Origin of the sequence: Actinosynnema mirum DSM 43827 (assembly GCF_000023245.1) — a bacterium.
In the GTDB taxonomy this organism is placed as follows: domain Bacteria; phylum Actinomycetota; class Actinomycetes; order Mycobacteriales; family Pseudonocardiaceae; genus Actinosynnema; species Actinosynnema mirum.
Map to the genome: position 1 here is coordinate 648,250 of NC_013093.1, position 21,447 is coordinate 669,696.

The following is a 21,447-nucleotide window of genomic DNA, read 5'->3' on the forward strand; positions in this document are numbered from 1 at the left end:
TGCTGCCGCGTTCCCAAGGGGAGCGGGGATGGGTGAAGAACGTCAGCAGCCTGGGGGCGGTCACATCCTGCCTCGGCAACGCGGCGTCCTCCAACGCCGCCGCCGCGTGCAGGGCGTCGAACAGAGGTGCCCAAACTGCGAGCAGCACCCGCACCCGCCAGTTGTCGGCGCTCAGTCCAATCTAATCGCTGGAACTCGCATACCGAGTCACCAAAGTATAAACCTGAGGCGTCACTGGTCCCTAGTCCAGTCAGTACAGGAGACTAGTAACCCCTCAGGTCACCATTTCACTCAGAGATGACACACCGAACAACCAGCCTCATCGTCGTCGGTATCGAGTGCGTCGGACAGCACTTCGAGGAGTGGCCGATTTGGCTTGATCCGCTTAGACGCACGCTCCAAGGCAGCCGTATGCTTCGCTTCAATCTCGTCCTTGCGGTCGATGAGTTCGTGCAGGGACTCTCCTTGAGACCAGGTGTAGTTGCGTCCCTGCATCGCGGTGTGGCGGTATCGGACCTTCTCCTCGTAGGCAACCGCCTTGTCGAACAGTTCGGGGTGTCGTTCCTTAAGCCCGACCCATTCGTGCTTGCGCTGGAAGAAGCAGAAGTAGCAGCCGGAGCGAGTTCGCCACTCGTAGTAGCCGGGAAGGCCGATGCCGGCTTCGTCGAGGATGCGCATTACGCCGTCCTTGTCGATGCCGTCCTCTCGGAAGGGGAAGACCGCGTCGATGTTGGGCTTGGTGCTGACGTAGCCGAGCCGGTTCTCGTCGGCGCGGATCGCTACGTAGGAGATGACCTTGTCGTCGCCGACCCACTCTTCCAATGGCTTGATCTTGAGGTTCTTTGTGCACCAGCGCATCTGTGGGCTGGGCAGTGTTCCCTGGTAGACCTCCATCCAGTGGTCGAAGTCGCGGGCTGCGTTGAGGCGAACGATCGACTTTCCGAGTGCTGCCTCGAGGCGATTGAGGTACTCGTAGGTTTCTGGGAGCTCGGCACCGGTGTCGCAGAAGAAGTACTCCATATCCGGCACCCTGTCTCGCATGTAGATGGCCAGAGCTGAGGAGTCCTTCCCGCCCGAAATGCCCAGTACGTGCCGCACCTTCGAGCTATTCGCGCCTGTCATGCCTGCTCCTTCGTCTCTGGTGCGACGGTCGTCGCCTCGGCCACTCGCTGTGCGAGTGCGGCGAGCAAGATCCGCGCGCCGTCGGGCCCGAGTGCCTTCTCGGCCCTCTTCAAGGCGTCTGCCGCGAGGTTCTCGGCCTTTGCGCGGCTGCGCGCGGGCATGTAGATCAGTGTGCGCTGCTCGACACCTGCCTTGTCCGTCAAGGTCAACAGCTGCGCCTCTAGGTTTTCTTCCTGAGCGCTTGCATCGGTCGTGCGGTGCAGGTGACCGACTCGATCCAGTGCTGCGGCCATCTCGCGTGCGCGGCGGGGGAACATCGCGGCTTCACGATCATCCCAGTCACCGAGAGCGCTGTTGGTCAGGCGAACAACGATCGGGTCAAGCCAGTCCTCGTCGGACAAACTGTCACTGAGTACAAAGTCGACGAAGCCCTTCAGCTCCGCACTCAGTGCAACGTCGGCGAAGCCACGGAGGCGTGCGGCAAGAGTGGAACGCAGTTCGTGCAACTCGCTGGGAAGACGGAACTCGTGTGCCAGGGTCTCAACAACCTTGGCGCGGAGTTTGCTGTCGATGGCAGCGATCTCGTCGACAGCCGCGGTCAGCCTGGTGACGTACTCATCAACGGCCGCAGCGTCCGCTCGGGCAGCCGGACCGATTGGCCCACGACCGAGTGCTTTGGGAAGGGCCTTGAAGAGCAAATCGTCCGGATCTTGGGATCCGACCAGCGCCTTACGCACGGCGAGTGCGTCGGACGAGATCTGCTTGGTCTGTCGTGCGTACTTGTTGAGAACCATGACGCGTTCCAGCAGCGCACGGGTGACCGACAGCATGTCTGGGTTGCGCAACGCCTGCGATCGCGCGGGCTCAACCTTGAGTGATACCAGGAGCTTCTTGACAACACTGGCGCGCTGCCCGGAGCTGACCGGCGTGTACTTGACCTGGAAGCGGCTCGGTACCTTCTCCAGACGTTCGACGATGTCTTGGGTCAGCCGCGGAAGGTACGTCCCTTCCTCGAACAGCGCTACATCGTGCCTCCTGATCAGCAGTGCGGTAACGACGAGCAGGGGCCAGACACCGGCCTTCACACCGAACGGCGGGCTCATCACGACGCGAACGACATGATCGAGCGAGGTACGTTCGGTTGCCTCGGTGAGGGCCTGCTGCAGCGCCTCCCACACCGGCTTGGCGTACCTCTCCGGATCTTTGTCGCCTGGTGCCGAGAAGCCGTACGGGAAAAGGCTGTCGCTGGTCTGTTCCGCCTGAACTGCGCCGTTCTGCCGGTGCAGGCCGAGATAGGCCAGCACGCCGCGATACATGGCACGCTCAGGACCATATTTGTCGGTGGGGAAGCCAAGGTCCTGCTTACCCGAGGAAGTCAACATCGCGTCGAGGAGATCGCTGCGTGCTCGGGCGGCCTGGCTGGTGAGCGCATGCCGGCCAAGCATCTCGTTGCGGATATGTGGCGTCTGCGAGTAGACCTCGTCACACACCTGTGACACGAGGCCGCTCAGGCTGCGCGCCATCAGTTGGGCGGTGTTGGGATCTTGATCTGCAGGCAGGCCTGCATGCCACGTACTCCAGGTGGCGTCAGTCGCCGGTGGGTAGAACGCCGCTTGGAAGATCTCTCGGAATGTGGCTTCGGCCTGGACGGCACGATCCGTGACTTCCCTGAGTGCTACATGATCGAGCGCCTGCTGCTGGAGCTCTTTGAGTGCAACGAGATGCGTGGCCGCGCTGAGCACGATGTCAGGGTTGAGGGTTGTACCGAACACGACGGGCAGTGTCGAGTCCACGACGGGTCGCTTCGTCGAAGTGCCGAGGTGGAAGACCACGAGACCGTCGGCCGGTTCGGTCATCTCGTCGGGCGCGTCGACGTGGCTCGTCTCCGGTCCGCTGACGGCGGTAACGAACACGCGCAGCATCCCAGTCACCTGGCTGTGGCGGCCCGCGACAACTGAAGAGGGGACATAGGCGCTCAACCGCTGAATCACCGACGCTTCGTCGAGATGACTGGTGATCTCCTTGAGCCGCCCGTCGATGTCGACGTCGGTGCCCTGCCACAAGCGGTACTCACCGCTGAATTCGCGGTAGACGAGGAAGCCTCGCCGAACGAGATCGGCAATCTGTTCTTCCAGGGCGGCGTACGCGGCTGCGTCGACGAGATCATCTGGGTCACGCAGAGCGAAATGGATCATTTCGTTGGTGGCACTGAGGGCGCCATCGGCGTCGATCAGGTTCAGCACACCAATGGTTTTCAGCAAGTCCTGGTCAGAGTCTGGAAGCCCATTGGCGTCCCTGATGCGTGCGTCGATTTCGATCCAGCGGCTCGCGTTCGGGGATGCGAGCAGGGAGGTGCGACCGGCATTGAGGAAGTAATCGTACAGCTGTGGAAGTCGTACGGTGCTGGCGCGTTCAGCGTCGGTCCGGGAGTGGGCGGTCAGGGCGTCGCGGACAGTGTTGGGCTCGCCACTGTTGAGGAATCCTGACAGGCTGCGGTCGTGCTGGCCGATCTGAGCGGCGAGGATGGGTGCGGCGATCGCGGTCAGCGGGTGCAGTGGATAGAGGTCGGCGAAATCCTTGCTGTCGAGCTCGGCGAGGATGTTTAGGCCATGTTCTTTCCATTCACGGGCTGCAGCATCCGCACACACCTGGATCAGCGCTTTGCCGGCCGGACTGACGGCAGAGTGGTCGAGCCGTCGGCGTAGCAGTTGCAGGGAGTCGCCGTGGTGCGGAAGGAAGGTGATGTCTTCGAATCGTCCCTGGATCTTGGCCCACTCGCGGGTCTCTAGGTCGCTTGTCCGGGACGCATAGTCCAAAAAGGACAAATGCTGCAGGGTTAGCAAGTACACGGGTAGCCCGTTGGGGCCGGCGCAGTGCTCGGCAAGTTCTTGAAGGAGAAACAGGTCGTGCTCGGGACTGGCGAACTCGCTGTGCCCGGCGAGGTGTTCGAGCGTTTTACCGAACTCGTCGATGATCAACAACAGTGGTTGCTCGGCGGTCATGGCCGTGATCGCGGCCATGATTTGCTTTGCTCCGGTGGTCGCGGGATGGGAGCAGTTAGCGAGAGCCGACGCAATGGCCTTGGGGGCACGCTTGCCCCATCGCCTGGAGGCTGCGGTCTCCAACGCCCGTGCCAGGGTGGAGACGAGGGGTTCACGTCGTGCCGTTGCCACGGCTCCGAGGAAGCCCGTGTTAGTCCGCTCCGCACGTGCTGCGGCGAGACGTTGCGCCAGGGCGGGACTTGTGCCGGTGAGAATGCGCTCCGCTTCGTCGCGCCGCGAGTCATCGTGGCCGAGCAAGGCGTCGATCAAATTGGACAGGGTTGACTTGCCGGAGCCGTAAGGACCGGTGAACGACCAGGCGCGGGTGCGTCGCAGGTCGGCGATTGCGCTGGTGATTCGCTCCAGTACGTCCACGGCCCGGGCACCGATGTAGGGCGACTGCAGGGCATCACGGACGTCGCGCTCAAGGTTGGTGGAGCGCATCTGGGAGCCGACCAGCGCAATGCCGGCGGGGAACTCCGGGATGGCTGTGCGGGTGTCCCTAGAGGGCGGCGACGGGGCGGCGACGGTCACGCGATCTCCTCCATGAGGGCAAGCGGCTGGTGCTTCTGCTGCTGCGACTCGGCCATCGCGACCTTCGCGAGCATCGGGTATTTCTGGTCCCACTCCCGACGGGTCGGGAAGCCTGGACGGTGGGTGACGTATCCGTACTGCTCGTCAAGCACGTCCCAGGCCAAGACGAACGGGTCACCACTGAAGGACATGCTGCGCTGGCCGACCGCGTCGACTCGGCTGACGTCCGCGCGCTCGGCGGCGACCTTGTCCAGCGCCGCGACAATTTCAGGTTCCCGGACGCGGAACGCCCTGCCTGGTCCGCCCGGCTCGTTGGCGAGCCGGGCCAGAGAGATAGATCCGGAGCTGCTGGTGTCGCGAGCCGCGTAGTCCAGGCAGGCGTATACGAGCACGCTCGCGGGAAGCGAGTTACGGGTGCCGGTGGTGAACTGCCACTGCTGGTTTCCGCGGCTACCCACGGGCGTGAGCAGGTCGAGTTCGCGGAACGGGCAGGCCAGCAGGTCTTCAAAGTTGGACTTGGCCCCGGTCTTCGTGTCGGTGGTCCGCGCTGCGGGCTGCTCGGCCGGGGTGCGTGCGTACATCTTGGTGAGGCAATCCACGTCCTTGGTGACGGACGCCTCGACAGGACCTTCGGGGAACGAGAAGTTCACGTGGCGCATGACGACCTGGGTCATCTCGACTACCGAGAACCGGGAGAATGGCGCGAGGTGGAACGCGGTGTACCAGGTCGGTGCCCAGCACTTGGCGCCTGGCCGCGAGGACACCAGCCACCAGTGCAGCAACCAGAGGCTTCCCGGATCCTCGAGGTAGGGATCGGCACCGTCTTCGTCGAGCAGCCAGCGCGCTTCCCAGGTCGGGGAGGCGATGTGGGCCTTGGTCTTGCCGTCCTCGCTTAGGTGTTCGCGGGTGAGCTTGAACGTTTTGGACCAGTAGCGCATGGCGTTGACCATGTTTTTGCCCACGCCGAGCTCGACGGGCGCGTCCTCGGCGATGAAGGTGCCAGGGTTGTCTTTCACCCGCATGTACGCCTTGTGCAACCAGCCGAAGCGCGGTGCGAAGGTTTCATGGCGCGCGAAGCTGGAGTGTGCTGCTGCCGCGAGCCTTGTGTCTGCCATGCGGGGACCTCTCGGTGTCCATGCGGGATGGTTGTATGTCGTGGTGTTCGTTCGAGCTCAGCCTGGAATTGGTGTGCACGCATCCATTGAGGCCCGGACCAGCTTGACGGCGTGCGCGGTCGCGTCGGCGGCCTGCATGATGTGGTCCTCGGTCGTGGCGTAGCCCAATGAGAAGCGCAGTGTGCAGTCGGCGTCGTGTCGGTTGATCCCCATGGCGAGCAGGACATGGCTAGGGCTGGGCGCTCCTGATGCGCAGGCACTCCCGTCGGACACCGCCACGTGTGGCATGGCAGCCATCACGGCATCAGCGGGAGCACCGGGGAAGGTAATGCTGCTGACTCCCGGCAGTCGAGCAACTCGATGCCCGTTCACCCTGTACCCGTCGATGGATGCTGAGACGGCGTGCTCAAGCAAGTCACGCAACCGGCCGATGCGGGCTGTTTCCTCGGCGAGGCTGCGGTGCACGGCGGCGGCAGCGGCACCTACCCCCGCGATGCCAGGCACATTTAGTGTGCCAGCGCGCCATCCTCGTTCCTGTCCACCACCGGTGACTTGGGGCCGGAACGGAATCGACGCGGTCCGGCGCACGAACAATGCTCCGATCCCTTGAGGGCCGCCGAACTTGTGCGCCGACAAGGACAGCAGGTCGACATCGAGGTCGGCGAGGTCGATCGGCAGGCGACCGACCATCTGTGTCGCATCGGTGTGGACAAGAGCTCCCACAGCATGAGCTGCGGTGACCACGGGAGCGAGGTCGGTGAGAACACCGGTTTCGTTGTTCGCCGCCATGAGTGATACCAGCCCAATATCGCCGTGGCCCAGCGCGTTCTCCAGAGCGGCCAGGTCCACCAGCCCATCAGCGTCGACCTCAAGCAGGATCAGCGAACCAGGTTGATCCGCAGTCAAATCGCGGGCCGTTTCGAGCACTGCCGGGTGCTCGACGTTGCTCGTGACCAGTCGGCGTCCGCTAGAGTGCGCCGCGCGAAGCGCCAGGTTGTTGGCTTCCGTCGCACCGGATGTAAAGATGATCTCGCCGGGCGAGCAGTTTAGGAGTTCGGCCACCTGCCGACGGGCGCTGTCGACGCGTTGCGCGGCGCTTTGACCAGGCAGGTGGATGCTTGAAGCATTGCCCACGTAGTGCATCGCGTCGACCACGGCCGCGAGCGCTTCGGGACGGGTGGGTGCCGTCGCGTTGTAGTCGAGGTAGATCACCGGCGACTGCTCCAATGCACCTCACGCTCCCGTCTCGTACTGATCGTTAAGCCCTACACAATGTACTCCTGGTGGAAGCGATGAGCCGCCACGGGGGTTCCACCAGGAGCAGCGTGTCGCCCCGTATCGGCGTGATCGGATACGCCCAAGCTTCGTGGCATGACGGGTGAACGGATGCTGCCAGTCGAACACGCGTTCCCCGGCGCGGGCAGGGCGGGAGATGCTCAGCTCCCGGCTCGTCTACGGCCTGTAGCGCGATCTACGCTCCCCGGTAGCGCTCTGACCAGCGCATACAGGCGAACTGGCCGAAATTGTCAGTGCCTGAGGCTAGTGTGGTCGCGCACTGTAACGGTGAGGACACCCATCAGCGATGGGGCATTCATCGGTGCGATTCTCCGCCGGCCGTTCGAGAGGGTAGGGATCTGCCAGCTTGTTGACCAACCACGTATCCCCTGACCGGTGCCCGGTTCTCGCGCGCCCTATGGCGGTGGCCACGTGACCGCAGGCTGGTCGCCCGGCATCTCCTTCGGTGCCGTTCTCGAGCGTGCTCCGATGTCGTATGTCCGCAGGCAGCTCGGCAAGGACCTGTGTGCCCTGCTAGACCTCGTCGAGGGAGGCACCGCATCGGACGAACGGCTGCGCGCGGTCGCCCTGGTGGCCATCGACGCGGAGCAGCTCGTGTCCGACGAGTCCGGACGCAAGGAGCTGCTCGCTCTGCTGCCGGCCGACAAGCAGCTTGAGTTGGCGAAGCGGCTCGACGCGGACACGTCTGGCCCGAAGAACGTTCTGAACGCAGTCAACGATCTGACATGGACGATCGAACAGCGACGCGAGCTGCTGGAGTTTCTGGGCTTCACCATCGACCGGGCGCCCACTCGGACGCCGCTGTTCCGGCAGGACGCTGAGCCGCTCTACGGCCTGTTCCCACATCAGCGCCGCGCCGCCGCACGGATCAAGGAGCTGATCTACGACGGGCCGCGCCGCGCCGTACTTCACCTGCCCACCGGTGTCGGCAAAACACGGACCGGCATGAACCTGATCTGCGACCACCTCCGCGACCGCGAGCCCACCCTCGTTGTGTGGCTCGCTCATGGACAGGAGCTGTTGGAGCAGGCCGCGGCAGAGTTCGAACACGCGTGGTCGCAGCTCGGTAACCGTCCGGTGTCCGTGGTGCGCATGTGGGGCAACGCGCCCACGACACTCGACGACGTCGCGGACGGGGTGGTGATCCTCGGGCTGGAGAAGGCCGTGTCGGCGGCGAAGGGCAGCCCCGAGTTCCTGCACACTCTTGCTTCGCGCAGCAGTCTCACGGTGTTCGACGAAGCGCATCAGATCATCGCGCCCACGTTCCAGCGTGTCGTGGATGCCCTTACCATCCGCCCGGACGCCAGTCTGCTGGGGTTGACCGCCACTCCGGGACGAACTTGGGCCGACATCGCGCAGGACGAGCGGTTGTCGGACTTTTTCTTGCGGCAGAAGGTGATGCTGGAGATCGAGGGTTACAGCAACCCTGTCACCGCACTGATCGACCAGGGCTATCTGGCCAAGCCGACAATGAGAACAGTGGCATCGGACGCGGGCCTGCACCTATCTGCCCGTGATCGTCAAATGCTCGCCCGCTCGTTCGACATCCCCGCAGGCATCGTGGACGCGCTGGCCCATGATGAGCAATGGAACCTTAAGGTCGTGCAGACGATCATGGATCTGCTGGCGCGGGAGCACCGCCGGATCCTCGTGTTCGCCGCCTCGGTGGATCACTGCCGACTGATCGCCGCTGTGCTGTCCGCGGTCAGCCTCGACGCCGAGTTCATAACCGGCGAGTCCTCGCCACGGCACCGAAAGCAGGTCATCACCCGCTTCAAGGGCACGGGGCGCCGCCCGATGATCCTGTGCAACTTCGGCGTATTGACTACCGGTTTCGACGCTCCTGCCGCGAGCGCCGCCGTCATCGCCCGGCCGACCAAATCGCTGGTGCTCTACAGTCAGATGGTCGGGCGGGTCATCCGCGGGCCGAAAGCCGGCGGAACCTCCACTTGCGAGATCGTCACCGTCGTGGATCCCGAGCTGCCGGGGTTCGGCGACGTGGCGGAGGCATTCACCAACTGGGAAGATGTATGGGAGCCCGCGTGACCAGCGATGACAGCAATTACCGGATCGTCACCCCCGCGCTGACAGTCAAGGCAATGCGTGACAGCGGCTACAAGAACACCGCCTACGCGCTCGCCGAGCTGATCGACAACAGTATTGATGCTGGCGCCACGCTGGTGGAGGTCTTCGCCTGCGAAAGTCCCGTACAGGTCTCCTCCCGCACAAGGCAGCGAGTCGAGACCATCGCTGTGCTCGACAACGGCAAGGGCATGGACTCCGAGACACTGCGTCGTGCCCTCAAGTATGGCGACGGCCTCGGCGACGATCGTAAGCGCATCGGCCGATTCGGCATGGGCTTGCCGAACTCCAGCATGTCGCAGTGCACCAGGGTTGAGGTCTGGTCTTGGACCAACGGTCCTGGAAACGCCCTCTACACCTACCTCGACCTTGCAGAGATCAACGACGGCCGTGACGCCGTGCCCGACCCGATCCACGTTCAGGGTGGCGTTCCGGAGTACTGGCGCGATCTCAGCGACGGTCTTCTCAGCGACACCGGAACCCTTGTTGTGTGGAGGAACCTCGATCGGGTCAACTGGTACGGCGCTGCGGCAACCCTGAAGAACACGTCGGAACTCATCGGTCGCGTCTACCGGCACTTCCTCCACGAAGACAAGGTCGACATCCGGATGGCCCCCGTGCGAGACGGCGAGGTGGTAGCCGGCGCCTACTACGCCGCGCCCAATGACCCTCTCTATCTGATGAAGTCGACCTGCGCGCCGACGCCGTTCGACGACAAGCCCATGTTCGAGCCGTTCAACATGGGCAACGAGAATGAGCCCGGTGTCACGTATTTTCCGATCACCGTCGAGGGAATAGAGCATAAGGTCAAGGTGCGTGCCGCCATCGCTCGGCCCGAGGCGCGACGGCCAGACGTGGCTGATCATCCCTGGCCCGCAGGCGCAAGTCCTAACAAGGATGCCGGTAATCATCCTTGGGGCAAGCATGCGGGCCGCAACATCGGCATCTCCTTGGTCCGTCAGGGACGTGAACTCGATCTGGATTCGTCCTGGGCGATTGGGTATGACCCGGTGGAGCGGTGGTGGGGAGTCGAGGTTGAGTTCCCTCCGGCGCTAGACGAGATCTTCGGTGTCACGAACAACAAGCAGACGGCTACGATCTTCTCGTCGCTCGCCCACTTCGACTGGCAAGCCGAAGCGGAGGCCGATGAGACCTTCAAGGCGTTCAAGGACCGCCTCGCGGAGCTCGGGGACCCCCGCCTGCAACTGTTCGACCTTGCTCTTTACCTCGAAACCAAGCTCCTACGCACCATGCGCCGTCAGCTCAAGCAGCAGACAGTTGGCCGGCGTAAGAGCAAGAAGCGGCATGACGACGAGGTCACGTCCAAAGCAACGGATGCGGTGAAGCGCAGGCGGGACGAAGGCCACACCGGCAAGACCGACCAGCTCGAGGACGGCGTCACCAACCAGGACAAGCGTCAGGAACAGGTGGACGCTCTTACCCAGCGACATCACCTTGACGAAGACACTGCACAATCCATGGTCGACGAGGCGCTGGAGAAGGACTGGCGTGTGCGGTGGATCTCCAGCTACCAGGACACGCACGCCTTCTTCAGCATCGACCTCATGGCAGGCATGCTCCAAGTGATCTTCAACAACAGTCATCCGCTACATGATCAGTTGCTTGCGGTTCTTGAGGAAGTCCCTGAGGATGCAACCGATAGCGACCTGAAGTACCGCCTGCGTCGTGCAGCCGACACCTTCAAATTGCTGCTGTTCTCCTGGGCTCGGATGGAGGACGAGATCCCCAACGACAGGCAACGGGAGAAGATCGCCGACGCGCGCCGGGACTGGGGACGCTACGCCCGTGACTTCATCGACGGTGAGGCCGACGAGTGACCGAACCCGACCACGTCTGGCGTCAAATCGAGGTACTGCTGCGCAGCGCCGGGGCCACGGCGCTGCTCGTGGCCCCCTTCATCAAGAAGAGGGTCTTCGAGGCTGCGCTGGCCGTGATCCCACCGTCCGTCCAGCGAATCGACTGCGTGACTCGCTGGACCCCATCTGAGGTAGCAGCCGGGGTCTCCGACCCGGAGATCTTGGACGCAGCGAACAAAGACGGGCGTGTGCATGTTGCGCTCTGCCCGTCTTTACATGCCAAGATCTACAGCGTTGACGATCGCTGCCTGATCGGTTCAGCGAATCTGACCGCCAAGGCAACAGGGCTCGCGCCAGAAGCGAATATCGAGCTGCTGATCGAAGCACCTGCGTCCCACCCCGAGGTCCAGCGTGTTGTGAGTGAACTCAAAGCAGCCGCGATTCCAGCCACTACGCACATGGCCGCTCTTGTTCGGCAGCAAGCCGAGCTGCTCACCGCAGACGGCGCATCGGAACCGCGACCAGCCGTCTCGTGGTACCCGGTAACTCGACGTCCGGAAACGTTGTTCACGTTCTACTCTGGACGATCGCGCTTCGCGGAAGCCGTTGAGGCAGGTCTAGTTCAGGATCTCGCACTACTGAACATTCCCGCCGGCCTGTCCGAGCCTCAGTTCAACACCGCGGTGCACGATCGACTACACGCGATTCCCGAACTACGAAAGCTTCTGAACGGACAGCCCCTCAGTAACACTGAGCTGCGGCACGCCATCGAAGAACGAGCAGACGTCACAGAAGGCCAAGCGCACCGGATCACAGAGATCATCGCAGCGTGGCTCAAGCACTTCGGCTCGTACTACACCGAGGTCGGATCGTGGGAACTCCGCCACGGCCGCGAACTGGGCTGAGCGTCATGCACATCTTGCTCGCCACACCGTAGGAACTTGGCGACACGTCCGTCGACCATGTTGCCCCGCATCCCGCGAGCAGCACGGTCGACGGACAAACGTGTGTCTGCTGGTCGGTCAGGACGGTTGCTCCAAAGCTCTGCCTTGCCCTGCGCACACGTAGCGGGGTGCTCCGCCTTCGACGACGGGCCACTGTGGCACTTCCTGGTGCATGCTGGTATCAACCCAAACTGTGACAACGTTCAAGGCGTTCCGCCTGCCGGCGCCAACGGCGAGACAACGCGCCATGAACGGTGCGGAGTCACAGGTAGGGCGGTGCAGCAGCGGATGACCATCGTTGATCGCGGCCGGACAGCGATGATGCGCACCGGTCTCAGCAAGCCGATGGCGGCAGCACTCTCCGACGCGCTCTTGCAAGCGGGCCTATCAGTCTTCGACTACGGCTGCGGCCGCGGCGGCGATGTGCTGCGGCTCTCGGCACTGGGCTACGACGTCACAGGATGGGATCCGGATCACGCGGCATCCTCGCCACACCGTGAGGCCGACATTGTCAATCTCGGCTACGTGGTGAACGTTATCGAGGACCCACTCGAACGAGTCGACGTACTACGATCGGCCTGGTCCCTAGCACGCCAGATTCTCGTTGTCGTCGCCCGGCCTGACTGGGAGGCCCGTCATGTGAAAGGGCGCCGCCACGGCGACGGAGTGCTCACGACTAAGGGCACGTTTCAAAAGTTCTTCAAGCAGGACGAGCTTCGATCATGGATCGACACGAACCTCGACGCGCGGTCCATAGCGGCTGCTCCGGGCATCTTCTACGTCTTCCGCGACGACAGTCGAGGCCACCAGTTTCTGGCATCCAGGGTCCGCCATGGACGGTATGCCAGCCAGGCAGCCAAGCTCAGTGAAACCCTGCGCGACGCACACCGCTCGCTTCTTGATCCCATTATCCGGTTCGCGATGGAGCGCGGGCGGCTTCCCGACCCGCGGGAAGTTAGCGACGATGCTGAAATTTGTGAAGCGTTTGGCAGTACAAAACGTGCGCTCGCGATCGTGCGTGCGTGCGTTGATCGACGAGGCGGACTGGAAGAAAGCGTGCGAAGCAGCACGGGACGATCTCGGCGTGTATCTGGCGCTCGCGGCTGCTGTCCCCGACCACGCGGGGCGCCACGAGGTCGAGCGCGGAGGAGAGCGCGGCGGACTGGCTCGTCAGGAACTCGCGGCCCCTGTACGACCTCACCGCTGCGCCCGCCGTCCGGGAAGTGCTCGACGCCCTGGCGGTCAAGCTCGACGGCAAGGCCGCTGCGGCGACGGTCTACCAGCGCAAACGGGCCGTGCTGTTCAACCTGCTCGGGTACGCGGTCGAGCGGGAGTTGATCCCCGATAACCCCCTGACCAGGGTGAAGCGGAAGACGGCCAAGGTGGTTGAGCAGGTTGACCCGCGCGTGGTCGCCAACCCCCGTCAGGTCGCCGACCTGCTGGCGGCCGTCTCGTACGTGGGCAGGCGCAACGCGGATCGGGGCGCGCACTTGGCGGCCTTCTTCGCCGTGGGCTACTACGCGGCTGCACGTCCGGCTGAGGGGCTGGCCCTCCGGGTGAACGACTGCACGTTGCCCCAGTCCGGGTGGGGTGTCCTGATGCTGGGGGAGTCGCGGCCCTCGGCGGGGAAGCGGTGGACGGACTCCGGCGAGGTCCATGATCAGCGCGGGTTGAAGCACCGGGGGGTCAAGGAGGTCCGGCCGGTTCCGATTCCACCCGTGCTGGTCACGATCCTGCGGGAGCACATCGCCCGGTTCGGGTCGGCCCCGGATGGTCGGCTGTTCCGATCACCGAACGATGGGGTGGTCTCCTCGTCCACCTACTCGCGCGTCTGGGAGCAGGCCCGCGCCTACGGCCTCACCCCGGCCCAGGTGGCATCGCCGCTCGCGGGTCGCCCGTACGACCTCCGGCACGCTGCGGTGTCGCTCTGGCTCAACGGCGGCGTCCCGGCCCCGGAGGTCGCCGAACGGGCCGGGCACTCGGTGGACGTGCTGCTGAAGGTCTACGCGAAGTGCATCGACGGGCAGCGCGAGACGGTCAACAGGAAGATCGAATCCCTCTTCCGCGCCGCGTGACCCACCTCACGGATCGGCCCCCTGGGACCTGCCCCAGGGGGCCGAGGTCATTTCGCGGTGGTTTCGCGGACCCCGGCAAACGGGGGCAGATTCGGGCTGACAGCGACCGGCGCAAGCCCCGGAAATAGATCAAGCCCCGACCGCGTTTCCGCAGGTCAGAGCTTGATTCACCCGGCGAAAGGTGAGTGCCCCCGGCAGGATTCGAACCTGCGACACACGGTTTAGGAAACCGATGCTCTATCCCCTGAGCTACGAGGGCGCGTCCCATACCCTACCGGGCCCCCGTCACCCGTGCGGAGCCAGGGGGTGCACATCGCGTGAGATCGGGCCTCCCGCGGTTTCCGCCGTTGCCGCTGTTGGGGGGAACCCGGCCCCGCCCGCTTCTGCCCGCCCGGTTCGTGGGGTACAGAAGTTGCATCCTCATCCCGATGCGAAGGTTCACCCATGAGCGGTAGACCCTGGCCCGACTTCCGGCCCGGACCCCTCGGGGCCGTTGGTTCCTGGTGGCGGCGGCGGCAGATGCGGCGGGCGGAGCAGTTCACGTTCGTGCCGCCTCCGACCACGCACGAGCTGGTGTTCGAGACACCGCTGCCCTCCGCCGTGTACGGGCTCGACTTCCACGCCAAGTTCACCATCCACTGGCGCGTCGACCTCGCCTCCGGGTTGCGGCACCACTCGCCGCGCAGCGCCGCCGTCAACGACGTGGTCCAGCGCGCCCGCGCCGTGACCGAGGGCTCGATGCTGGTGCACCACGCGCCGCTCAAGCACCAGCTCGGCGACGAGCTCGCCGACGAGCGGCAGGTCGAGGGCACGCACGTGTGGGCCCGCGCCGAGCAGGTCGAGCTGCGGGTGGACGACGCCGACCTGGAGATGGCCCGCAAGCACATCGAGCTCCTGCGCGCCACGACCATCCGCCAGGCCGAGCGCGACGCCGAGCGCGACGAGATCCGGTACCTGCGGGACGAGGTGCTCACCGACCTGTCCACCGCCACGATCTGGTGGCTGCACCGCAACGGCTACCAGGTCGAGCAGGCCGTCGCCCTCGCCCAGCAGCTCGACGACCTCGTCCGGATCGCCGCCCAGCGCCGCGACCGGCACTGGGCCGACACCCTCGTCAGCAGCTTCGAGAGCGCCATCCCGCGCCTGTCCCACGACCACCGCACCGACCTGCGCCAGCACCTCGCCCAGGCCCTCGGCGTCTACGGGGGCACCTCCGTCGCGGCCGAGTTCGCCGACCAGGTCGGGCTCCCCCAGAGCCAGGGCCACAGCCAGAGCCAGAACCAGGGCCAGGTGCAGAGCTCGCAGCCCCCCACCATCCCCGCCCAGAAACCCCCCGAGCAGCTCACCACCGGCCCCGAGGACCCCCGCGACCGGCTCGAACCCGGCGACGCCACCCCGCGCAACGGCGTCGCGAACCCGCACCGCTGACCCCGCCCCGCGCCGGACAGCGGAAGACCCCGGTCCCTGGGGGTGGACCGGGGTCTTCCTGTGGGCCGGTCTACGGTTCGTAGACCTCAAGTTCGTACAGCGAGTATCCGGAACCGGGCCCTGGTTGGGAACCCGTCATTTGTACGAACCCCCTCTTTCGGGGTCACGTGAAATACCGGAAAACCCGCTCCCACCAGCTACTTCGCGCGCAATGAAGCCCATTCCACGTCGTTCCGGAAGACTTCGACCGAATGCGCGCTGCCGAACACCGAAGCGGATCGCCGCGACGGGAACTGCACCACCTGCTGGTAGGTCGGCCGGTTCTGCCAGGTGATCTTGTCCTGGGTGATGCCGCCCATCGCCCGGTGCACGATGGAGTCCGCGCACCACTGGTCGCCCGCCGCGCAGCTGTCGTCACCGGGGTAGGTCGTCGTCGCGGGCACCGCGATCGCCCGCCGCAGGCTGTCCAGCAGCACCTGCCTGCACCGCGCCAGGTCACCGCCGCCGCAGTACTTCGCGCCCAGCGGCCCGGCCACCTGGTCGCCCAGCACCGCCCGCAGGTCCTTCTGCGCGAAGCCCCACCAGCCGTACTGGAACGCCGACCCCTTGTGCTGCTGCACGCCGCGCGGGTCCGACGGCGCCTCGTCCACCTGCAGCGCCCCGACGAGCGCGCTGTTCAGCGCGTCGCCCAGCCCCGGCCGGAACTGCGCGTCCACCAGCAGCGGCCACCACGCGTCCAGCGCCCGGATCGCGTCGGCGTGCGCGTAGACCTTGCTGCCCTTGCTGGTCTCGGTGCGCAGCGACCCGGAGGTCACCCACGCCCTGAGCTTCTGCACGGTCGGCGCCAGGTCCGCGTCGGCCACCGTCCCCAGCACGCGCAGCACCTCCGGCAGCACCCGCTCGGCCCGCAGGTCCGCGAGCCCGGCCTCGGCGACCGCCTTCGTCACCGCCGCCCGGTCCACCTTCGCGCCGTTCGCGATCAGCGCCCGCACCCGCTTGTCCAGCAGGTCGCCGCGGTGCACCGACGACATCCCGTACCCGCCGGAGGAGTGGTCCAGCGCCTGCTTGTTGTTCCAGCTGACGTAGAAGTCCTGGTTCACCGACTGCGGGTGCTGCGCGAACGCCGTGTACGCCGCCGAGTTGTCGTCCGGGTTCCAGTTCTGCCACTCGTACGCCTGCTCGGCCTTCACCGGCAGGTCCGGGTCGACGTCGGCCTTGCGCACCGGGTTCAGCCCCGAGTTGAAGTAGGCGATGTCGTTCGCGTCCGCGTAGAACCAGTTGAACGCGTACCCGACCCGCTCGGCGGCCCGCTGGAACGCCTGCGCCGAGGTGATCGCGCCGGGGTCGTTGAACTCCTGGAACCCGATGATCGGGTCCACCTCGCGCAGGTACGTGGACCGCAGCGCCGTGTAGGCGACGAACTTGCCGCCCACCTTCGCCCGCGACTGCACCAGCCCGTACTTGGTGCGGTAGACCACGAGCGTGTAGGAACCCGCGGGCGTCGGGTCGGCGACCGTCGACTTCCACGCGTTCTTGCGCTCCAGCCGCTCCATCGGCACGCACTGCCCGCGCAGCAGGTAGTGCGCCGAGTTCGCCGTCGGCTGCCCGTTCGGCTCGCACAGCTCCACCGCGTACGTGTCGGTGATGTCCTGGCCCGACGAGGTCGCGCTCCACGAGTAGTCCAGGCCGCGCCCGAGCTGCACGTACATGTTGACGCCCGCGAACGACACCCCGCGCGCCCGCAGGCCGGGGCCGTTGAGCTCCTGCAGCATCAGCAGCTGCGGCGCGAAGTAGCCGGTCTGCGGCCCCCACACGGCGATCGGGTTGCCGGTGGTGGTGTGCGCGCCGGAGATCGCGACCGCGTTCGACATGCCGCGCGGGCGGGAGAGCAGGTCCTTGGGCAGCACGCCGTCGGCGAAGATGCCCTCCAGCGCCTTCAGGTCGTCCGGGGTGTCCACAGTGGACTGCCGGGCGCTGGACGTGGTCTGGTCGTAGACGATCGGCTCCGGCGTCACCACCCCGCCGTCCGGCAGCGCGACGCCCTTCGGGTTCGCGGGCTCGGTCGCGTACGGGAAGCGCTGCCCGTCGTGCAGCGTCAGCGTCGCCTCGGGGTCGTTGCGCGCCCGGAACGAGCGCCACACCCGGTCACCCGCCTCGGCGCCGTACTTGTTCTGCGCGGCCAGCCGCACCAGCGCGTTCTGCACCTCGCCGCCGCCGCCCGCGCCGAACAGCCCGCCGACGACGGCCGCGATCGCGACCAGGTCGGTGGCCTTGAACGGCTGGATGTCGTTCCAGTTCGTGATCGCGTCGGCGTGCCCGGTCAGCACGTACTCGCCGGGGAAGTTCCGGTTCGCGATCGCCTGCGTGATGTAGGCGTTGACGCCCTGCAGGTAGTCGGTGACGTCCTGGAACGCCTGCCGCCCGCGATCGCCCTGCGCGGCGACCCGGTCGATCTGGGCCTGCAGGTCCGCCTCGGTGTACGCGATCTGCTTGACGAAGCTCTGCTCCAGCACCCGGTTGCCCTCGGCGCCACCGGCGAACCCGGACAGCTGGCCGCGACCGAGGTGCCGGAACAGGTCCATCAGCCACAGCCGGTCCTGCGCCGCCGCGTAGCCGGCGCCGAACTGCGTGCCGGAGCGGGTGGTGCCGGTGATGTGCGGCATCCCGATCAGCTTGTCGCGCACGATGGTCACGTCGGCGCGCGGGCTGATGGTGCTCTCGACCTGGTTCGCGGGGACGCCGAACGAGGCGTCGTTGAAGAAGTTCGTCAGCTGGGCGTTGGTCAGCCCCTTGTGGCCGCTCGCCAGCGCGTCGTACTTGCCGAGCTGGTCGGCGGAGTGCGCGGGTCGGGTGCCGAAGACCTTGTGCGCCAGGATGTCCGCGAGGGTGGCGTTGCCGCTCTGGCCGGGCGGGACGATGTCGTGGCACTGGCCGAGGCAGGGGTCGTCGGCCAGCGCGGTCGGGCCTGCCACCGGGGCGGCGGACGCTGGGGCCGTGATCGGCGGCGCGGTGACCGGGGCCGCCGAGGCGGTCGTGGCGGTCGTCGCGGTCACGGTCGTCGTGGCGGTCAGCAGTGCCACCGCCAGTGCTAACCGGGCGTTCTTCGGCACGGGGATCGGGCTCCTCTCCAGGGGGTTGCCTGTGACGGAGGCTACGTTTGGCGAGGTGTTTGCGAAAGGCTTTCGTGTTTTATGGGTACGCGGTGAGCGGGGTCCCGACAGCGCTTCCACGTGGCGTGGAACTGTGAAAACAGCCGATTCCGCGGGCCGTTTCCGCACCTCCCGACGGGCGGGGTCCGCGCTGCTCCCGGTTATTCCTGGTAACTGTGAACGAGGTCGGGCCGTACTTCGGCGCGCCGGGACCGTGGTGAGATAACGGCGTATTAACACCGGCTTGCGCATTGCCGCGCGGGCCAGGTTGCCGCACAGCACGAAACGCCAACTCGGGGAGGCGTCGTGATCAAGGTTGTGCTGGCCGACGACGAGGACCTCGTCCGGTCGGGCCTCCGGCTCATCCTCAGCAGCGCGGGTGACATCGACGTCGTCGCCGAGTGCGACGACGGGCACCTGGTGGCCGAACTGGCCCGCCAGCACCGGCCGCACGTGGTGCTCCTGGACATCCGGATGCGCACCTCGGACGGGCTGGTCGCGCTCAGGAGGCTGCGCGCGCTGCCGGACCCGCCGAAGGTCGCGATGCTGACGACCTTCGACGTGGACGAGTACGTCAGCGAGGCGCTCCGGCTGGGCGCCAGCGGGTTCCTGCTCAAGGACACCGAGCCCGAGCAGCTGGTCAAGGCCGTCCGCGACCTGGCGCGCGGCGGCGCGGTGCTCGACCCCGGCGTGGCGGCCCGTGTGCTGTCCGCCGTCGCGGACGGGGAGCGGGCCGCCGAACCCGCGCGCAGGCTGCTGTCCTCGCTGTCCGAGCGGGAGCGCGAGGTCCTGGTGCTGATCGGGCAGGGGATGTCCAACGCCGAGATCGGCGGGACGCTGCACCTGTCGGAGGCGACGGTCAAGGGGTACGTGTCGTCGGTGCTGGGCAAGATCGGCGCGGTCAACCGGGTGCAGGCCGCGCTGGTGGCCTACCGGGGCGGGCTGATCGCCTGAGGTTGCTCGTCCGAGCGGTCGGGGGCGGGCGCGTCGACGGCGGGCGCACCGGTCTCGGGCGTCGTCGGCTCGGGCACCGGGAGTTCTTCGGTCGCAACGACTTCCGCCGCAACGACTTCGGTCGCGCCCCCTTCGGTCGCGACGACTTCCGGATGCTCGGCTTCCGGCTCCTCGGCTTCCGGCTGCCCGGACTCGGGCTGCCCGGACTCGGGCCGCTCAGGCTCGGGCCGCTCAGGCTCGGGCTGCTCAGGCTCCGGCTCCCCGGCCTCCACCCGCTCCGCGCGCGGCGCGTCGCGTCCCGGCCGACCGCGTCCCGCGCCGTCCCGCCCGCGGCTGGAGCCGTCGGCCTCGGCGCCGCCGACCGCCGCCGCGTCCTCGCACGCCTCCCCGGAACCGCCGTCGGAGCCACCCTCGGAGCCACCCTCCGACCCCGGCCCCTCGACCTCGACCCGGTTGCGCCCCAACCGCTTCGCCCGGTACAGCGCCATGTCCGCCGCCGCGAACAGCTGGTCCAGCTTCGCGGGCCCCGCCGCGACCCCGATCGACACCGTGGGCCGCCGGGTGATCCCGAGGACCACCTGCCAGTCGTGCCCGTCCACCGCCGCCCTGATCCGCTCGGCCACCACCGGACCGGCCTCCGGGCCGCCGCCGCCCGCCGAGTTCCCCAGCAGCACCACGAACTCGTCGCCCGCCCACCGCGCCACCAGGTCGTCCGACCTGGTCTCCCGGCGCAGCAGCTGGGCTATCTCGCGCAGCGTCGCGTCACCGGCCGCGTGCCCGGCGTCGTCGTTGACGTCCTTGAACCAGTCCACGTCCACCAGCACCAGCCACGGCACCCGCCCGCGCGCCGCCGTGCCCTCCAGCAGCGTCGCGGCGGCCCGCTCCAGGCCGAGCCGGTTCGCCAGCCCGGTCAGCGGGTCGCGCGCCGCGGCCTCCTGCGCCGCCACCGCCAACCGCTGCGCCTGCACCGCCACCCTGCGCTGCTCCAGCGCCTGCCCGAGCCCCTCCTGCAGGGTCACCGTCGCGGTCGTGCCCGCCGCCACGCTGCACCGCAGCGCCGCCGCCTCGCCGACCGGGTCGCCCAGGCCCGCGCAGATGTCCGCCAGGTCCTGGGAGAACCGCAGCAGCAGCGACGGGTCGTTGATCGACTCGGCGGCGGTCACCGCCCGGCTGCCCAGGGTGCGCGCCCGCAGCAGGTCGCCGCGCTCGCGGTGCACCACGGCCAGCACCCAGTTGCCGACCGCCAGCGCCCACTTGTCGTCGGCCACCAGCGCCCGCCGCACCGTCTCGTCGGCGTGCAGCTCGGCCTGCCACAGCTCGCCGACCCCGGCCAGCGAGCGGCTGTAGGCGCCCAGCAGCGCCCGCGTCATGTGGTCGTCGGAGGCCAGCGGCAGGCCCTCGGCCAGGCACTGCCGCGCCTCCTCGAACGCGGCCAGCGCCACGTCCGGCTGCGACGAGATCGCCCGGAAGTTCAGCAGCCCGCCGAGGCCCTGCAGGCAGATGGCGAGCACCTCGGCCTCACCGGCGCGGCGCGCGATGCCCACCGCGACCCGCATCATGTCCACCGCCGCGCGGCGGTTGCCGATGCCCTCCAGCAGGTAGGCGAGGGCGTGCGTGGCCCGAGCGGCGTCCGGGTGGTCCGGGTCCTCGCCCTCCAGGTCGCTCCAGCCCTCGGCGGCCAGTTCCAGCGCCAGGGGGATGCGGCCGAGCCGCCAGGCCAGCTTGGCCCGGTTGACCAGGGCGGCGGAGCGCGCCCAGCGGTCAGCCCCCGGCGGGGGCCGGTTGACCACCTCGTCGAAGGTGGTGTTGGCCTCCGCCAGCCTGCCCGCGTTCAGCAGCGCCTTGATCCTGGCCTCGGGGTCGGAGACCTCGTCCGCTCGCTGGTCCACT

13 protein-coding genes and 1 tRNA gene are annotated in these 21,447 nt (G+C 66.9%); 7 read left to right on the forward strand and 7 right to left on the reverse strand.

Annotated features, from left to right (window positions below; all coding sequences use genetic code 11):
- Nucleotides 1-291 precede the first annotated feature (291 nt).
- From AMIR_RS02960 to AMIR_RS02975, 4 genes are read right to left on the reverse strand one after another with little or no spacing between them, the layout of a single operon-like run.
- Entirely contained in the window at nucleotides 292-1,122 is an 831-nt protein-coding gene (locus tag AMIR_RS02960; RefSeq protein WP_012783216.1) for a phosphoadenosine phosphosulfate reductase family protein, read from the reverse strand.
- Entirely contained in the window at nucleotides 1,119-4,697 is a 3,579-nt protein-coding gene (locus AMIR_RS02965) for a hypothetical protein (RefSeq protein WP_012783217.1), read from the reverse strand. Before AMIR_RS02965 ends, AMIR_RS02960 begins: the two co-directional genes overlap by 4 nt.
- Nucleotides 4,694-5,812, reverse strand: a complete 1,119-nt coding sequence (locus AMIR_RS02970) for a DUF4007 family protein (protein ID WP_012783218.1) — start codon at nucleotides 5,810-5,812, stop codon at nucleotides 4,694-4,696. Before AMIR_RS02970 ends, AMIR_RS02965 begins: the two co-directional genes overlap by 4 nt.
- A gap of 57 nt (nucleotides 5,813-5,869) precedes the next feature.
- A complete protein-coding gene (locus tag AMIR_RS02975) occupies nucleotides 5,870-7,024 on the reverse strand; it encodes a cysteine desulfurase family protein (RefSeq protein WP_222840705.1) in 1,155 nt (384 codons plus the stop codon).
- A gap of 495 nt (nucleotides 7,025-7,519) precedes the next feature.
- Between AMIR_RS02975 and AMIR_RS02980 the strand changes: the two genes are divergently transcribed.
- The 5 genes from AMIR_RS02980 to AMIR_RS02995 all read left to right on the forward strand — a co-directional run bounded on the left by AMIR_RS02980 (nucleotide 7,520) and on the right by AMIR_RS02995 (nucleotide 14,026).
- Complete coding sequence (locus AMIR_RS02980; protein WP_222840706.1) at nucleotides 7,520-9,154, forward strand: DEAD/DEAH box helicase; 1,635 nt, start codon at nucleotides 7,520-7,522, stop codon at nucleotides 9,152-9,154.
- Nucleotides 9,151-11,028 (forward strand): ATP-binding protein, encoded by a 1,878-nt coding sequence (locus AMIR_RS02985; protein WP_222840707.1) that lies wholly within the window; start codon nucleotides 9,151-9,153, stop codon nucleotides 11,026-11,028. Before AMIR_RS02980 ends, AMIR_RS02985 begins: the two co-directional genes overlap by 4 nt.
- Nucleotides 11,025-11,912, forward strand: a complete 888-nt coding sequence (locus tag AMIR_RS36650; RefSeq protein ID WP_012783222.1) for a phospholipase D family protein — start codon at nucleotides 11,025-11,027, stop codon at nucleotides 11,910-11,912. The genes AMIR_RS02985 and AMIR_RS36650 overlap by 4 nt, the downstream gene beginning before the upstream one ends.
- Nucleotides 11,913-12,239: 327 nt before the next feature.
- Nucleotides 12,240-13,289: a DNA phosphorothioation-associated putative methyltransferase gene (locus AMIR_RS43135; RefSeq protein WP_425358884.1), complete on the forward strand. Its 1,050-nt coding sequence runs from the start codon at nucleotides 12,240-12,242 to the stop codon at nucleotides 13,287-13,289.
- On the forward strand, nucleotides 13,175-14,026 hold the full coding sequence (locus tag AMIR_RS02995) for a tyrosine-type recombinase/integrase (protein WP_012783223.1): 852 nt from the start codon (nucleotides 13,175-13,177) through the stop codon (nucleotides 14,024-14,026). The genes AMIR_RS43135 and AMIR_RS02995 overlap by 115 nt, the downstream gene beginning before the upstream one ends.
- A gap of 186 nt (nucleotides 14,027-14,212) precedes the next feature.
- Here AMIR_RS02995 and AMIR_RS03000 read toward each other — a convergent pair.
- Nucleotides 14,213-14,285 (reverse strand) — tRNA-Arg (locus AMIR_RS03000).
- Nucleotides 14,286-14,470: 185 nt separating this feature from the next.
- Here AMIR_RS03000 and AMIR_RS03005 point away from each other — a divergent pair.
- Nucleotides 14,471-15,454, forward strand: a complete 984-nt coding sequence (locus AMIR_RS03005; RefSeq protein ID WP_187313479.1) for a hypothetical protein — start codon at nucleotides 14,471-14,473, stop codon at nucleotides 15,452-15,454.
- 197 nt (nucleotides 15,455-15,651) lie between these two features.
- On the opposite strand, the gene AMIR_RS03010 is transcribed toward AMIR_RS03005, so the two are convergent.
- Entirely contained in the window at nucleotides 15,652-18,507 is a 2,856-nt protein-coding gene (locus AMIR_RS03010) for a penicillin acylase family protein (protein ID WP_049797065.1), read from the reverse strand.
- A gap of 402 nt (nucleotides 18,508-18,909) precedes the next feature.
- Between AMIR_RS03010 and AMIR_RS03015 the strand changes: the two genes are divergently transcribed.
- Entirely contained in the window at nucleotides 18,910-19,557 is a 648-nt protein-coding gene (locus tag AMIR_RS03015; protein ID WP_012783226.1) for a response regulator, read from the forward strand.
- On the opposite strand, the gene AMIR_RS03020 is transcribed toward AMIR_RS03015, so the two are convergent.
- Nucleotides 19,533-21,446, reverse strand: coding sequence for a diguanylate cyclase (locus tag AMIR_RS03020; RefSeq protein ID WP_012783227.1), 1,914 nt, complete (start codon nucleotides 21,444-21,446; stop codon nucleotides 19,533-19,535). The genes AMIR_RS03015 and AMIR_RS03020 overlap by 25 nt on opposite strands.
- Between the last annotated feature and the right edge of the window lies 1 nt (nucleotide 21,447).